Consider the following 15,036-nt stretch of genomic DNA (forward strand, 5'->3'; position numbering starts at 1 on the left):
GGATTGAAAACCATTTTGTAATAACTTAAATTGGGTTTAAGTGAAAACACATTATTTTCCAACCTCAAAGTTGCTATGCTTAACATCTTATTCGTGGAGGGAACGATGAACATTAAGTCGAACTATACCAAGTTATTTGGTGCATTTTCGCTTACATTTTTGGGTGATGGACTTACACTTGCTGCGGTTCCTTGGCTCATATCAACACTAACGAGCGATACGTTGTATGCCTCCGTCACCATGACGGCACTTCGTTTACCCTGGCTACTATTCAGTCTGCCTGTAGGTGTCCTCATCGACCGTTACTCACGCAAACATATGCTGATTGGGGCAGGCTTTACGCGAATGATCCTTCTCCTTGTCCTGACGTTATGTATCTGGGGAGGATGGGTGAGCATTCCGATTCTGGCTCTGTTCATGTTTGGAATTGGCCTGAGCCGAGTCGTATTCGACAGTACGGTGCAGACGGTCATCCCTCAACTGGTAGATGAAAGTAAATTGGAGAAAGCGAATGGGCAGTTCACCGCCGGACAGTTAATCACGAGTGATATTCTGGGCGTTGCTATGGGAGGGTTTATCATCACCCTGCATATTGTTTTTCCTTTTGCCATAGACGCCGTAACGGCTGTTATTGCTCTGCTTTTTTTAATCAGTTTGAAGGGAAACTTCTACCCAGGGGATACGGAAACAACCAAGAAGGAAACTCGCCCGATGAAGAATTGGAAACGTGAGATGTGGTCCGGTATTCGATATGTCTATCATGATCGTTTTCTTCTCGGATTAGCCATTCTATCTGTCACCATTACGCTAATGTATTCGATCATTCTGGCTACTCAGATCTTCTTTGTACGAGATGTGCTTCAGTTGGATGCTTTTGCATTTGGTATTCTCATCTCCGTTGCAACAATCGGCAGCATTGTAGGGAGTCAGGCTGTTGCTTATATGCGTAAGAGATGGAGTACAAAACAATTGATTATCTCCTCCATTTTGTGCATGGGAATCATCTACGGTGTGGTGGGTCTAACTACAAATGCATATATGGTAGGCGGACTGTACTTCTGTGCTGCATTTTTCATTATTGTCTACAATGTTACCCGTTCCTCCATCCTGCAACGTTCCGTTCCTAATGAGATGCTTGGCAGGGTTGGAAGTGTGTTTCGCTTTCTATCCTTTGGCATTAGTGCCATCGGTACGCTTCTCGGCGGATTATTGGTGCGGGTTAGTGAAATGACTTTCGATCGCGTATTCTCGTTGCAACTCCCTTATCTCTTGTTAAGCCTGATCTATCTCCTGTCTGGTCTGGTATTCACTATGAAGATGAAGAACCGTTCAGAGAGTCAGCAGCGTAACATCAACGCTTGACTGTTACGTTAGGTCATACTTGATAATGATCTCAAGCTTACATGAAGGAGAGATTAAGGATGAAGATTACCGCGTTACGTTCAGATCAAATCTATGAGGAGATCATCCAGGCTGCACCCGATGAGAAATTGGAGTTATACCGCGAGCGAATGATGGGTCCTTTCATGAACAAATGGAACATACAACAGATTCCGTTTCGATCAAGCGAGCCTCACGGCTTCGACGTGATCATGATGAATAACTTTATGAATATCGCTCCCGCAGATATCACACCTGAGATTAACGAATCGTTAGCAGCAATCTCGTCTGAAGCATTTTGGCAACAGTGTCATGAAGCTGTTTGTACGAGTCTATCGACCTTTACAGATCACGGGATTGAGTTGTCGGTCTCCGAATATCTATACACGATTTTATTAGGCGACAAGAATAGCCCTTCACTCACCATGAACGAAGGCATCAGCGGAGATGGTGGAATCCCGGGTTATATTATTGCGAACCTGACCCCCAATGGGTATACTCTACCTCGTATCCAATCCGTGTTGGCCCATGAATGCAATCATAATGTGAGATATCAACATATCCAGTGGAATCCACAAATTACGCTTGGGGAAATGGTTGTTAGCGAGGGGTTGGCTGAGAGCTTTGCGACATCCCTGTATGGAGAAGAGTTGCTAGGACCCTGGGTAGCCAAAACGGGTATGGAAACTTTGAATAAAGTAATCAAACCAAAAATGAAAGACCAGCTGCATGTCACCGGTTTTGACCAGATTAATCCGTATCTATACGGCGATGAACTTGCCATAATGCAAAATTTCACGCCCGTAGGTATGCCCTATGCGGCTGGCTATGCCTGCGGTTATCACTTAATCCAATATTATCTGAACAAAACAGGTACACCGATTACCGAAGCCACCATCACTCCGGCAAGTGTCATCCTTGCTGAAACAAAGGAATTTTGGAATGAAGACACCCTATTTCACCGTTAAAGATATCATTCAGATTACTGGCATCACCAAACGCGCATTACATTATTATGATAAAACGGATCTATTGAAACCGAGCAAAGTCGAGGACAACGGCTATCGCTATTATGATCAAGAGGCACTGGGGAATCTGCAAATGATTCTGTTGTTCAAAGAAATGAATTTCTCATTGAAAGACATTGCCGCCATGATGCAACTTTCGAAAGACGAACAGAAAGATATCCTAAGAGAGCACCGCAGTACACTCGTTCAACGCAAACAAAAGCTCGAAACCATCATCGACCAGTTGGACGAGTATGTGGATGGGGCGAATATCTCTCATCTTCATCTGTTTGACGATTCTTCCATCCTGTCCATTGAAGAGCAATATGAATCCGAGGCGAAGTTCATCTACGGAGATACCGAGAAATATCAGGAATTCGAAGCTAATGTGAGCCTGCTGTCTGTGGAAGAGCAAGAACAAGCCTACCAGCAGTTCTCGGTCAACATGGAGCAGGTATTTCGGGAATTGGCGAAGCATCAGGATCTGTCCCCTGCTTCTGGTGAGGTGCAATCGTTAGTGTATGAATGGAAGAGTTGTCTGGAACAGTTTATGGTCTGTGATGATGAGATTTTGAGGTGTATCGCTGAAGCCTATACGATGGATCGTCGTTATGTGGGTTATTTTGGGATAACCTCTGGTACTGTATTTGCCATGCTAATCGCTCCTAATTCCTAGTGAAATCTTTACTTGCTATATGTACATTATCTATCAGTAAACCACAATTTTCCAGTACCCTTTTTCCCTACCAGTCATTTTTCTGAAGCATCTTATCCATTATATTTACCTTCCCACGTCAAAATCTTTATCTAGCACTTTTGAACTAATTAAGATTCCATACCTGAAAATGGTCCTTTGGAATCAAATTAATATAAATGGACTTATAAGGTATCTCTTGGTAAATATGTATGTTAGAGTATTAAAGTGAATAAAATTTTTCCAACGGAGGGTTTTAATGAGAATCAATAAAAAAATTTTAATACTCTGCACAAGTCTAGTCCTAAGTCTTTCTTTAAGTAGTGCCAGCTATGCGGCAAATGGGAAAACTTCCGAAAAAAATTTTAGCGGCTTTAGCTATAATTCTATCGATAATGTTTTCTCAAAAAAGGCTGATTTGAAAGATATTGAAGTCTCTTACTCTGATTCACATCTATCTGTTTCTTATATTTTGGATAATGTAGAAGTTAATCTTGAAGCAGATAAATATTCAGACGACGTATTGCAGAGTTACTCTGGGAATGCGCTTGTAGGTGCAGATCACCTACAAACAGACGTAGTAACTAATCAATACGGATTAAGTGGAGTAGTTTTTGATTCCAATCAAGTAGTTCATCATGCCTTTGTCATTGACGATAAAGGCGAGGCAATCAAAAACTCTAAACAAATCATCGATACCATTAATGATAGCCAAGGCGAATTGGAAGTGTCAATTGAAGAAACCAGTGGATTCTCTACGTTTTCAACAGCAAAAAATATGACAGTAAGACTGAGTCATAAATCATCCGAAATGGGCGGCTTTGTAAGAACAGGTTATAATGATGGTACATTATACTATACTAGATATACAAACGATCCTGATGGAATTAAGATTTACTTCAATAAACTTAATGCAACTATTGAGAAATTAGGACCTTATGGTTCTTTCGGAATTAAAAACAAAGATGCTGGTTATGGCTTTGTCTACACAACACCTTTTGAAGTGACGCAGCCCTTCACAGACTATCCTATTAAAACAACATCAACAAGTAGTAATGATTTTATACTATATTCTGCAGCAGCAAGACAAGTACAGGCTGGGCCTATACCTATTTATGCTTTCGATACTAAAGAAATTGTAATACCATAACGATAAGTTAGAGGGTATATTTATGAAAAATGATTGGCTCATTGCAAAAATTCTTGTTGTAATTATTATTGTCAGTAGAGGTTACTACCATCTTATTCCTTTTATAAACAATGACTCGTTCCCTTTTTTTCAGCTGGAATTAAGTACCTTTTGGTATCTTCCCTCAATAATATTGGCAGGGCTTGTACTATTGTCAGCAGCTATTTTAATTTTAACGAAACAAACAAATGCTGAGAAATTATTGGGTATTTTTATATTAATAGATAGTGTGTACTTTATGCTCTATTCATTAGTAACATTCATCCCACAATTTTCAACTTCTTGGTATTTACTCCTACTCTGTCTACTTGTAGGTGTGCTTGAACTAGCAACAGGCAAAAAAACATTATATAAGAATTTTTAAAATAACAACCCGGATTATAGAATTAAAAATCTATAATTCGGGTTGTTTTATTTATTGTTCTCCCCGCTCAAAATACGCATGCAAACGATACTGACAAATCTCCTTCGTCCAACGATACAGTAGCGCCTTTTCCTCCGTATCCTGCACTTTTACATTCAGCGAGAACATGCCATCCTCTAAACGGGTCATACTACCCTTCGCCCCGCTCCACATAGACATTGGCATGTCGATAATCAGTTTCTCAATCCGTTTTGCCGTCTTCTCATTCCATTCCCATAGCGCAAGTTTACCTTTGTCCGAAAAGTCCTTCCGTTTCCGGTACTCCTTCTCCGTCAGGTACGTATGGAAGAACCTTGCCATCTCACCCGGCGTGATTGGTTCCATCCAGTGGGTTTCGCCGCGCTCCAGCATGTACAGCAGCACGATCATTTTATAGCTTTTGTTCATGAGTGTCTTCTCCACATCACGCAGCCACGCCTCATGCCGGACGTACATCTCTCCCTCATATGGGGTCAGCAGCTCTGCCCAATACAGAAATCCAACATACGAACCAAACTCGCTCCGATACCCGACACTCTTCGAACGCCCCATGAGATGCAACTCCAGATAGTTCGGAATACGCCCCAGCTCTCGTTTCACATCCAGAAAATCCTGATGCAGCTTCTCTCGGCGCGGTAACCGTTTGCGGCTCAGCTCCTGAAGCAGGTTCACCACTCGGGTCTCCAGATGAATCCCGCAGTTGTCTGGAACTTCCGGTACAGCCGAATCCCGGTCTTTCGCGGTTCCCTCCAGCTCCCCGCGCACATCCAGCAGACTCAACTTTACATCCGCATTGCGGTAATTCCCGATCAGGTCAATGATGACGCAATGTGATTTGCCTTCCGCCAGCCGCAAACCGCGACCTACCTGCTGAGTGAACACCGTAAGCGACTCCGTTGGACGCACAAAGAGTAGCGTGTCTACACTCGGAATATCCGTACCTTCATTGAACAGGTCCACCGTCAACACAACCTCCAGTTCACCCGCATCAAGCTGGCGAATGGCTTCCTCCCGGGACATCTCCGATGTGCGCGAATGCAGACTGAGCACCTTCACGCCCTTACTGCGAAAATACGCAGCCAAATAATCCGCCTGACGGATCGACGAGCAAAAGCCGATCGTTCTCGTCTGCTTGTGCCGCAGCCAGGCCGCATAGATCGTCTCCACATGCTCCTCTTGCAACTGAACAGCCATGAGCTGTTCTTCATCATACCTCGTACCGATCCAGCGGATCTGCGAATAGTCCGTATCGTCGAATACTCCGTAATATTGAAATGGCGCCAGCCACCCTCGCCGGATCGCTTCAATAAAATGTATCTGGTACGCCACATTCCCATCACAGAGCGCATACACATCTTTGCCATCCAATCGATCCGGGGTCGCCGTGATGCCCAGCAGAAACCTCGGCTGAAAATGTTCAATCATCAACATATACGTCTTCGCCGCCGCATGATGGAACTCATCCACCACGATCAGGTCAAAGGCATCCACTGCAAACCCATCCCGGTGCTTCTGCATACTCAGCGTAAAGATCGAAGCATACACACAATCCGCCGCTCCATCCTTGTACTGCCCGTTATATATCCCGTGACTGCGCTCCGGCATGATCCGCTGAAAAGATTTCTTGGCCTGGAACAAAATCTCTTCCCGATGCGCCACAAACAACACCCGCTGGAACCGCTGGGCGAAGAAACCCGCCAGATACGTTTTGCCAAGCCCTGTCGCCATGACGACCATTGCCTTGTCGTACTGTTCCTCCATCGTGCCATGAAGTGCTTCGAGGGCATCTAACTGTGCAAAGCGCGGTTGAATGGGCACCAGTGATAGCTCAGCAGTTTCTTCCTCTTTGTCCTCCGGCAGCCCCGTACCGTACTCCGCTTCTTCCATCTCCGTGATCCGCTGGATCATCTCCGGGTTCTTCTGGTGATATTTGCGGTACTCTTCCTCATACAGTGCAATCGAATCTGGGTTCACCGGCAAAGTTGTCTCGTGGTAGAAGCTCTGCATGAACTTGTCCAACGCCATCTGAAACGTATACGGCTCCGCCTCCGCATTCATCGCGGGATTCCATTCATATCCCGTCTTCAGTGCTGTGAAGGAAAAGTTCGAAGAGCCGACGATCAGTAGTCCTTCGCCGTTGTCATGATCGAACAGATACGCTTTCGGGTGAAAAGAAGTCCCCATACTTCGCCACAGCCGCGCTTCAATTCGTGAATCGACCTCACAGAGCGCCCGAAGTCCTTCCGGCTGCGTGATATACAGATAGTCTCCCGCGAGCATTCGCACCTCAGCTCCACGTTCTGCTGCCCGTTTCAAATGCGGAGCAAGCAGCTTCACACCAGACTGCATAATAAAGGAAGTCATAATATAAATCCCGGATGCATGCTGCATCCGGGCAATCAGTTCGTCTGCCAAGTTATCTGTAATGAGTTTAACGTTAAGCTTCGTCGACATCGATCAGATACACCCGTTCCTGGAATCCACCACGCTCCTCGGCTTTGTCTGCTCGAAGCTTATCCAACTGGGCCGCATTCGCCCCGTGTACCTCCGCCAGCGCCCGGATGACCTCCAGCATGTCGGCCAGTTCTTCCAACGCTTCCTGATCGTTCGCTGCACTCACGTATTCTTCAGACTCTTCAATCAGCTTCGTTCGTAATTCTTGCTTATATTCCTCCGGGTCGAGAATGCGCGTCCGGCATTCCTTACCGCTGGATGTGATAATATGCGGAATCTTGTCCCGCACCAATTTGTTGTATGTAGGCATGTGGTATAACATCCTTTCTGCTGTGAGGCCTTCAAGCCTCGCGCCAGAATCTCCCTTTTTGCCATTATACCATTTGCTATGGGGAGGGATGGGTTGATTTAATAGAAAATAATCAACAAACACACCAACGGGCACGCCGTCAACAATGCCGCTGTAAAACTGATCTGTGCCGCGACTCGTCCTCCGGTAAACTCTTGCCGTGAAAAGAACATCCAGATCGAGAGGTACATAGCGCCTAGTGGGAATGAAATTATCCCGCTAAACGTACTCGGTTCCATATACCCAGTCATCATGCTTTTACCAATTAGTATTAGAGTAACCAATTCCATTATAGATAATATGAAAAACGCGATAGCAATTACTCTTTTCAAGATGTACACCTACTTTCCCGATGCAAAGCAAAGAAAATCCTTTGTAATCTCTGCAACATATATCCTTTATTTGGATGATATCATCTTGTAAGCGTAACACAGATAAATCAAACATTTAACCGAAATGATCAATTAAAAAAATATCTTACTCTGATGAATCATCCTTCATTCGAGTGGCTAACTCGTCCAATATCTCTTCTGTTCGTTGAAGAAGCCTTTCGATGTTGTTTAGTTGTATGGGTTGGTCATATGGGTAATCCGCTTGGGATGATATATGTTGCATCGTGCCGATGAACAAGGCAATATCTAGTCCGGGTTCAGTCTCCGTATGCACTAAAGGCAAGATTTCGTTCATGGTGAGTTCCTTCGGTGGATGAACTGAGTGATACTTATAGATATATAGCGCCTTGATCATGGAGGTAAGAGCCCAATCGCAGAGAATGAGGCAGGCTTTGAACTGATTGTGATTATGCATGATGGTGGCAAGTTTGAGATGATACTTAGCATGTTGGTGATAGTCCAATATTGTAGTATGTAGCATGTGGTAAGCAGGAGTTTGTTTGGATCTCGGTTGTGTGGAGATATCATGGTCTTGCGAACGTGGAGTAAAATCTACTTGGTGATTACAATGTGCTTCGGTTATGGACCAATTTCTTGCCATTGTCATCCCTCCAAAGAGTTAATACCAGTATTATACAATAAAATGATACTTATAGTAATCAAATAAATTATTTGTATTCTTCGTTTGGTGTTTACCTTGAGGAAACTTGTCTACACTTTTGAACATAGAGAGGTGAATACCGTGAACGAGGACAGAGAAGTTTTGAAGCTGGTGGGAGCCAGAATTCGCGCACTACGTAAAGAAAGAGGGTATTCACAGGAATCCCTCGGAGAAAAAGGTGGATTTCATTTTTCATACATAGGACAGATCGAACGTGGAGAAAAGAATGTTTCTTTGGTGAACTTGGCAAAGATCGCTGAGTCGTTGGATGTTAATTTGATTCAATTATTTGCTTATATAGAAGAAGAGTTCGAGGTAACTGAAGATGAGAAACAAATCAAAGAAATTGTACAACTGCTAAGAGATTCTTCTCCAGATAATATTCGTGTTGCCAAAAATGTTATTAAAGGAATATTGATGTGAAAACAGCAAACCCTATCCGTCCATTTATGGATTGATAGGGTTTCTCTCTACTTTGCATAGTCCATGGTGCACATCATCTTGAATTTGCTCTGCTGCATAAATAATTCATCAATTCTTGATCCCGACAGTAAACATAACAACCTTTCATACCCCGAGACATCAAAATTTTATAAATATTTTTGATAAGTTTTGTTAGTTCCTCATTCTTAAATTTAAGCCCTCGTTTTCCCATTCTATCTTTGTACTCCTCATAATCTGAATACAGTTCCATTTTATTCGAATCATATTTTAGATCATTCCCTATAATTACGCCTACATAATCAAACTCAAGACCTTGAGACGTATGAACACATCCAATCTGGTCTATACCACTTTCATGGATAGCCCAAGTACTTGATATTGAACGAGCATTCCAAGGCATAGCAAAACGATGTTCTTCAATAGTTACATCCGGAATTTCCCCATTGCGATTACCTTCTTTATCAGCTGTCCAATTCCAAGCAAAACCTGCCAACATCCTCGCCTTATACCCCTGATCGTTTTTACTTTTGATTAGATCGTATACTTCGTTAGGTGTGTCTACTAATTTAAATTCAAAAGAATCTTGATCCCAACCATCGAAATTAGCGGTGGGACGAATCTGTAAAGCATCATCAACCCAATTCAAAAAGCCTTCTGCTCCAGAACAACGGAACTGTGCTGCTAGTGAATATTCATGCACTTCCGAATCATATAGGGCAGCTAAACGTTTAATCTCGTCTATAGAACCTATATCTTCAGGACGAATACGTTGAAAATCATCTATGAAAAACACATTCACTTTAGATGCCTTTATGATATCTTCGATCTGATTCTCTCCAAGATATTGATATGCTCCTTTGCCTTTTAATCGATGCGCCTCATCCACAACTAGTACGTCATACATATCAGCTGGCTCTTTGTAAAACTGACTTGATCCTGTAAATAACATCTTTGTCCTAGTCTTGTTTCTAGCTTGTCGCTGAGTCAAGGTCTCTACCATAACTGTCCGAAATGAAGCATTCGGGGCAATGAATTTAACATTTAACTTGTTTTTAAGTAATCCGCCAAGTGCATTCATAGATATCACTGATTTACCTGTTCCAGGCCCACCTTGTACAATGATTGTGCGTTTTACATCTGTTTGCTTGGCAAGGCTTATAATGGCCTCGTATGCAACCTTCTGCTCATCAAGTAAAACAAAATCAGAGTTCCCTTGAAATAATCCATCGATATGATCAATTAGTTTCTTAGAAGGACGAATCTTACCATTCTCAATTAAATAAAGTAAATTAACTCCATTCCCTTCACCTACATGCCTTTTTAGAAAATCTTGAAGTTTAGAAGCATCATCAGCTAGAAACAAAGGGGCTTCACGGATGATATCCTGATATTGATTATATTGAAGGGGGTCCGGCTGTACTGTCCTGTAGTTATGTAGATATGCACATGAGTATCCGTTAATATCTTTGGAATATACGGCCTCATTCATATCACTCAAATACTGTTTGTATGACCATGCTTGATATGAAGGATGCGGTGTCTCTCTTGTTCTACCTCCAATAAAGGCCCTTACAACATCCTCGCGATCCATAGCCTCTACTGCATCCCATTGTTTTAACTCAACGATCACAAAGTTATCATTCTTCTGTTCATCCTGACCTGCAATGATAAAATCTATCCTCTTACTTGTAGAAGGAATATTATATTCAATCAATATTCCGCAGTCATCAGCTACCTTCGAATTCCGGATAATTTTCTCCATAAACTGCATAGAGTTGTTCCAAGCTCGTACTTCCCCTTGATTAGGTCTTTTTCCCATGCCTTTAATGTATGCTTCTTCAATCTGAACTGTAATTTGGTTGTTATCAACTGATTCCCGGAAAGCTAATGCGTTACTGCTGTAGATAATCATGATGCACCGCCTATACGTTATTCATTAGAATTTTTCTTTAATCTCAATATATGAATTTTCTCTGTTAAAACATTTTTTCGCTCTTCAACTCTATAAATGGCTGCTTCTTCTTTAATCTTTGAATTACCTAACAGAAAGTTTTCTTTATCAATAAGATGATAAACAAACCACTTTAAGCTTGTATCATGCTTATCTGTGATATAAAAACAGTCATAATCATATTCACTAAATTTTTCATTAATTTTCTTGTTACTGAATTTTATAATAATCATAAAAACTAAAGTAGATAGACCTAAAACTATGGTAGCAGCAACTATCGTTAATATGAATTCATCGCTTGGAGTAGGTGAAAAGCTTACCTTTCCTGATAATATTGATTGAGCAACTGAAATTGGAAATAGTGAAAACATACATAGAGTTTGAACTAACAACATGAATTTCCACAATATAATATTCTGTACTCTAGAAAGATTTTTATCGAAATAGTTGTTTTCCCTAAGAGAGATATACAAGATTAGTAGATAAGAGAAAGCACCTATAATAGAAACATATTGGATGAAATATTCACTTACTTCAATAAAATAATATACAGTTGTTAAGATTACACTTAAAACAAAGCCTAGGATTAACTGGGACAAAAAGTATATAGTCTTGAGAATCATTTTCTTTTCTTTCGAAAAAAATAACTTTTCTATCTTGGTAGATGTTAGTGTCGTTATGAATTGATTTTTTCGTAAAAATGTATATAAAGCACCGATAAAAATAATTATACTACTTAGACCACTTAACCTTGAAAGTAAAGACCATTCAGCGATTTGACTCCACACTTTCTAACAACTCCATTCTAACTTTTAACTTCTAATCTAATATCCGTTAAACAATACACTTATTCGCCACCGCCACCATCTTCGCGGGCATCTCTTCCCGCAGTCGCCATACAAAGCTCATCGGTTTGTTCCCCTCATGACTGACATAATCGGCTTCGCCCAAGAAAACAAATGGAGACGTATAGCCATGCTCCTCCTTATACTCCCGCACGAACAGCACAATCCGGTTGCCTGTCTCGCGGTGATGAATATATCGCTGCGCCGTAGCCGTATGCTCCGACACCCGGCTCTGTGTCTGCCAGTGGAATAGACGCTCGTTGATCGCATAATCCTCGTACAGCGTGGAGGGTGAGAAATCTTTGTCCGATTTGTTCAGTGTAATGAAGAAGATATCGGTCTGTTCGTCTGCAAAATACTTCACCCCTTCACGGAAGGCGGGTGATTGCTCAGCGTTCCAGTAGCCAAAGGCGGCAAGCACTTGGTCGATGGAGTACATACAGTGGATATCCAGTGGACAAGTGTAAGGGAACGAATTGTTTTTATCCACAAATCGCAGATGACCCAGATTATATTTTAAAATATCCACAAGCTCTTCTTGAAAAGCCCCACAAGACAGTACACGCTGTACTCCCTCTTCGATGCTACTCAACCCTAGTTTCTCAGGCGCAGCCCGGTGGAAGGTGTAATAGAACATGATCAACATGCGCTGTTCATCGGCGGTGGTTGGTTCTTTGCCTTTTTCAATAAAGTCGATCAGGAACGTCAGCCAGCTTCGTGAGTTGATCGTCAGCACAGAGGGCAGTCTGCGGATGTACTCCCCGTATTCATCTTCAATGGGTGCTTTTAATCCGGCTTCGGCCAACATGCCACGGAAATACCTTTTCCCTGTACGTCCACCATACAATTCATATAGTGTCATCCCGTGATGTTCTACAAAATGAGCCAAGGTCAGCGGCAGTCCAGTGTCTTGCTGGAACGTTTGCAGCTTCTGGATCAACGCTCTGCGATTACGACTCATCTGCTTGAGGTTGCGCATGATGTATTCTTTCGCTTGCTTTTCCAATTGAATGAACGTGCCGCGAGGCAGGTTCGAAAAGCCGTTCTCGACGTAGTACGAGATGGAATGTTTGGTGGCGCCGATCAGGGCGCGGAATTTATCCTGGAACCTGTACTCCTGATGCGCTTGTCCGATGAAGTCGAGCACAGTCAGGCACTCTTTGCCCTCCGACATCCGTAGTCCACGGCCAAGCTGTTGCAGGAATACGGTCAGACTTTCAGTAGGACGCAGGAACAGGATGGTGTTCACCTCAGGGATATCCACGCCCTCATTGTACAGATCCACGACAAAGATCATGCGCAGTTCCCCGTTCACCAGCTGTCCTTTCGCAGAATGTCGTTCCTGTTCGCCCGACCCACCATGCAGGGCCATGGATGGAATGCCGGCATCGTTAAATATTTTGGCCATATACATTGCATGATCCACCCCTACGCAGAACCCAAGTCCCTTCACATCGTCCAGATCGGTTACGTATTTGTTCAGACTTTGAATGATCTGGTTGGCACGGATTTTGTTATGAGTGTAGAGCTTCTCCAGTTCGTTCAGGTCGTAGCCTTTACGCGACCACTTCACCTGGGACAGATCGACGGTATCGGTGACACCAAAATATTGAAAAGGACTCAGCAACTTCCGGTCAATGGCATCAGTTAGACGGATCTCAGCGGCAATCGTATGATCGAAGTAGGCGGTAATGTCTTTGCCATCCATCCGTTCAGGCGTTGCGGTGAGTCCCAGCAAAATCTTCGGTTCATAATGGGATAACAGCTTCTGGTACGAAGGAGCAGCCGCATGATGGAATTCATCCACAATGATGTAATCGTAATAGTCTGGGCTGGTGATCTCCGTCAGCTTCATGGAGTTAAGGCTCTGAATACTAACAAACAAGTGGTCCAACGCCTCTGCTCGGTGATTCCCGACATGCAGCTCGCCAAAGTTCATATCCTTCAGGATATACCGGAACGTATCCCGGCTTTGCTTCAAGATTTCTTCCCGATGGGCGACAAAAAGAAGCTTTGCTCCCGCATGGCTTGCACGGAATCGTTTGTAGTCGAAGGCAGAGATGACCGTCTTGCCAACGCCTGTGGCGGCAACGATCAAATTGCGGGTTCGTCCATACAGCGTACGCTCAGCGTCTAGCTGTTCCAGCACTTCCTTTTGGTAATCGTAAGGTTGGATGTCGAGGTGAAAGTGGTTGGACTGATCTTTTTTACGATTCAGAGCCGCCTTCAACTGTGCCTCATGGCCTTCATCCTCAGCCACATATCGCGTAAATTCACGGTCATTCCAGTAGCTCTCAAAAGTCGCTTCAATCTTGCGCAGCACGTCGAGTGAATCCTTCTCCGTCACCTTGAGGTTCCACTCCATACCACTGGTTAGCGCCGGGTTGGACAGGTTGGAAGAGCCGACATAGGCGGTGGTGAATCCAGTATCACGGTGGAAAATGTACGTTTTGGCGTGCAGTCGGGTCACTTTGGTATCATACGAAATCTGGATCTCTGTGTTAGGTAATTTGCTAAGTTCAGTAATAGCTTTGAGGTCGGTTGCTTCCATATAGGTGGTCGTGATGATCCGCAGCTTCCCACCGCTCGCCGTGAATTGCTGAAGTTGTTCCAGAAGCAGACGAAGCCCGCTGAATTTGATAAATGACACCAGCCAATCGATCCGATCGGCGGTAACGATCTCCTTTTGCAACTCCAATAACATACTCGGTTCAGACTTTGCACCTGTGAATAAAGAGCTTTGGGAGATCGGCGTATCTGGACGAACGATTCTGGTATCCCTAACCGCACGAATGCTGTTCAGCTTGGAATACACATGGGTCAACACTTCCCCCTGCTCATCCAGTTGCAATTCGTTGTACTCTTCTTCACCAAGTGTGTCTTTCAGCTTGGAAATAATCTCATTACTCGCTCGGATCTGTGCCAATACTGCCGTTTTATCTTCCGTCTGCTCCCGCACAATCTTAAGCGCTCGCCGGGTCACCGCCGCCAAATACGTGGACAGCAGCTTGCGCGCTTCCTCTGCATCCAACTTCTCGGTCCCAATGTTATACACATCCGGGTCCAGCGCCGAAATCTCCTGTCTGGTAATCGTGTTGATAAGCTGTTCATATATGCCTTGTTTCATGAATGTACCTCGTGTGGGTATAGGATGGTTGTGGATAGTTCTCTATGTATATAATTGTTTCTTCTATATTATCGACCAATCTGTGGAAGATTTCATTAGTTGTTTGATTTCATAGGAAAAAGCACCTCTACTTTTGGTTT

The 15,036-nt window shown here is 43.4% G+C and carries 12 protein-coding genes; 6 read left to right on the forward strand and 6 right to left on the reverse strand.

The window, feature by feature from the left end; translation table 11 throughout:
- Positions 1–105: 105 nt before the first annotated feature.
- The 5 genes from QVE09_RS19110 (at position 106) to QVE09_RS19130 (ending at position 4,634) form a co-directional block, all read left to right on the forward strand.
- Positions 106–1,362: an MFS transporter gene (locus QVE09_RS19110; RefSeq protein WP_315938046.1), complete on the forward strand. Its 1,257-nt coding sequence runs from the start codon at positions 106–108 to the stop codon at positions 1,360–1,362.
- 59 nt (positions 1,363–1,421) lie between these two features.
- Positions 1,422–2,348, forward strand: a complete 927-nt coding sequence (locus QVE09_RS19115; protein WP_315938047.1) for a DUF2268 domain-containing putative Zn-dependent protease — start codon at positions 1,422–1,424, stop codon at positions 2,346–2,348.
- Positions 2,323–3,063, forward strand: a complete 741-nt coding sequence (locus QVE09_RS19120) for a MerR family transcriptional regulator (RefSeq protein ID WP_315938048.1) — start codon at positions 2,323–2,325, stop codon at positions 3,061–3,063. The genes QVE09_RS19115 and QVE09_RS19120 overlap by 26 nt, the downstream gene beginning before the upstream one ends.
- A 277-nt stretch (positions 3,064–3,340) precedes the next feature.
- A complete protein-coding gene (locus QVE09_RS19125) occupies positions 3,341–4,231 on the forward strand; it encodes a hypothetical protein (RefSeq protein ID WP_315938049.1) in 891 nt (296 codons plus the stop codon).
- Between the two features lie 22 nt (positions 4,232–4,253).
- A complete protein-coding gene (locus tag QVE09_RS19130; RefSeq protein WP_315938050.1) occupies positions 4,254–4,634 on the forward strand; it encodes a hypothetical protein in 381 nt (126 codons plus the stop codon).
- Between the two features lie 51 nt (positions 4,635–4,685).
- On the opposite strand, the gene QVE09_RS19135 is transcribed toward QVE09_RS19130, so the two are convergent.
- The 3 genes from QVE09_RS19135 to QVE09_RS19145 all read right to left on the reverse strand — a co-directional run bounded on the left by QVE09_RS19135 (position 4,686) and on the right by QVE09_RS19145 (position 8,469).
- Positions 4,686–7,127 carry a DEAD/DEAH box helicase family protein gene (locus QVE09_RS19135; RefSeq protein WP_315938051.1) on the reverse strand — a complete coding sequence of 814 codons (2,442 nt, stop codon included), beginning with the start codon at positions 7,125–7,127 and terminating at the stop codon, positions 4,686–4,688.
- The gene (locus QVE09_RS19140) at positions 7,111–7,437 is read right to left on the reverse strand and encodes a nucleoside triphosphate pyrophosphohydrolase (protein WP_315938052.1); all 327 of its coding nucleotides are present in this window, start codon (positions 7,435–7,437) and stop codon (positions 7,111–7,113) included. The genes QVE09_RS19135 and QVE09_RS19140 overlap by 17 nt, the downstream gene beginning before the upstream one ends.
- Before the next feature lie 516 nt (positions 7,438–7,953).
- On the reverse strand, positions 7,954–8,469 hold the full coding sequence (locus QVE09_RS19145; RefSeq protein ID WP_315938053.1) for a HEPN domain-containing protein: 516 nt from the start codon (positions 8,467–8,469) through the stop codon (positions 7,954–7,956).
- A 141-nt stretch (positions 8,470–8,610) separates the two neighbouring features.
- On the opposite strand from QVE09_RS19145, the gene QVE09_RS19150 reads away from it, so the two are divergent.
- A complete protein-coding gene (locus QVE09_RS19150) occupies positions 8,611–8,952 on the forward strand; it encodes a helix-turn-helix domain-containing protein (RefSeq protein WP_036606225.1) in 342 nt (113 codons plus the stop codon).
- Positions 8,953–9,025: 73 nt separating this feature from the next.
- Here the strand turns inward: QVE09_RS19150 and QVE09_RS19155 are convergent, their stop codons facing one another.
- Genes QVE09_RS19155 through QVE09_RS19165 form a run of 3 tightly spaced genes read right to left on the reverse strand, consistent with a single transcriptional unit; the run spans position 9,026 to position 14,896 of the window.
- The gene (locus tag QVE09_RS19155; protein WP_315938054.1) at positions 9,026–10,885 is read right to left on the reverse strand and encodes a DNA/RNA helicase domain-containing protein; all 1,860 of its coding nucleotides are present in this window, start codon (positions 10,883–10,885) and stop codon (positions 9,026–9,028) included.
- Between the two features lie 17 nt (positions 10,886–10,902).
- Complete coding sequence (locus QVE09_RS19160; protein ID WP_315938055.1) at positions 10,903–11,712, reverse strand: hypothetical protein; 810 nt, start codon at positions 11,710–11,712, stop codon at positions 10,903–10,905.
- A gap of 46 nt (positions 11,713–11,758) precedes the next feature.
- The gene (locus QVE09_RS19165; RefSeq protein WP_315938056.1) at positions 11,759–14,896 is read right to left on the reverse strand and encodes a DEAD/DEAH box helicase; all 3,138 of its coding nucleotides are present in this window, start codon (positions 14,894–14,896) and stop codon (positions 11,759–11,761) included.
- Positions 14,897–15,036 lie beyond the last annotated feature (140 nt).

The sequence above is a fragment of the Paenibacillus sp. ClWae2A genome (assembly GCF_032452295.1).
Taxonomy (GTDB): Bacteria; Bacillota; Bacilli; order Paenibacillales; family Paenibacillaceae; genus Paenibacillus.

Excerpts from the sequence above, each read along its gene's own strand:
- QVE09_RS19110 (WP_315938046.1), top strand. The coding sequence starts at position 106 with ATGAACATTAAGTCGAACTATACCAAGTTATTTGGTGCATTTTCGCTT.
- QVE09_RS19115 (WP_315938047.1), top strand. The coding sequence starts at position 1,422 with ATGAAGATTACCGCGTTACGTTCAGATCAAATCTATGAGGAGATCATC.
- QVE09_RS19120 (WP_315938048.1), top strand. The coding sequence starts at position 2,323 with ATGAAGACACCCTATTTCACCGTTAAAGATATCATTCAGATTACTGGC.
- QVE09_RS19125 (WP_315938049.1), top strand. The coding sequence starts at position 3,341 with ATGAGAATCAATAAAAAAATTTTAATACTCTGCACAAGTCTAGTCCTA.
- QVE09_RS19130 (WP_315938050.1), top strand. The coding sequence starts at position 4,254 with ATGAAAAATGATTGGCTCATTGCAAAAATTCTTGTTGTAATTATTATT.
- QVE09_RS19135 (WP_315938051.1), bottom strand. The coding sequence starts at position 7,127 with ATGTCGACGAAGCTTAACGTTAAACTCATTACAGATAACTTGGCAGAC.
- QVE09_RS19140 (WP_315938052.1), bottom strand. The coding sequence starts at position 7,437 with ATGCCTACATACAACAAATTGGTGCGGGACAAGATTCCGCATATTATC.
- QVE09_RS19145 (WP_315938053.1), bottom strand. The coding sequence starts at position 8,469 with ATGGCAAGAAATTGGTCCATAACCGAAGCACATTGTAATCACCAAGTA.
- QVE09_RS19155 (WP_315938054.1), bottom strand. The coding sequence starts at position 10,885 with ATGATTATCTACAGCAGTAACGCATTAGCTTTCCGGGAATCAGTTGAT.
- QVE09_RS19165 (WP_315938056.1), bottom strand. The coding sequence starts at position 14,896 with ATGAAACAAGGCATATATGAACAGCTTATCAACACGATTACCAGACAG.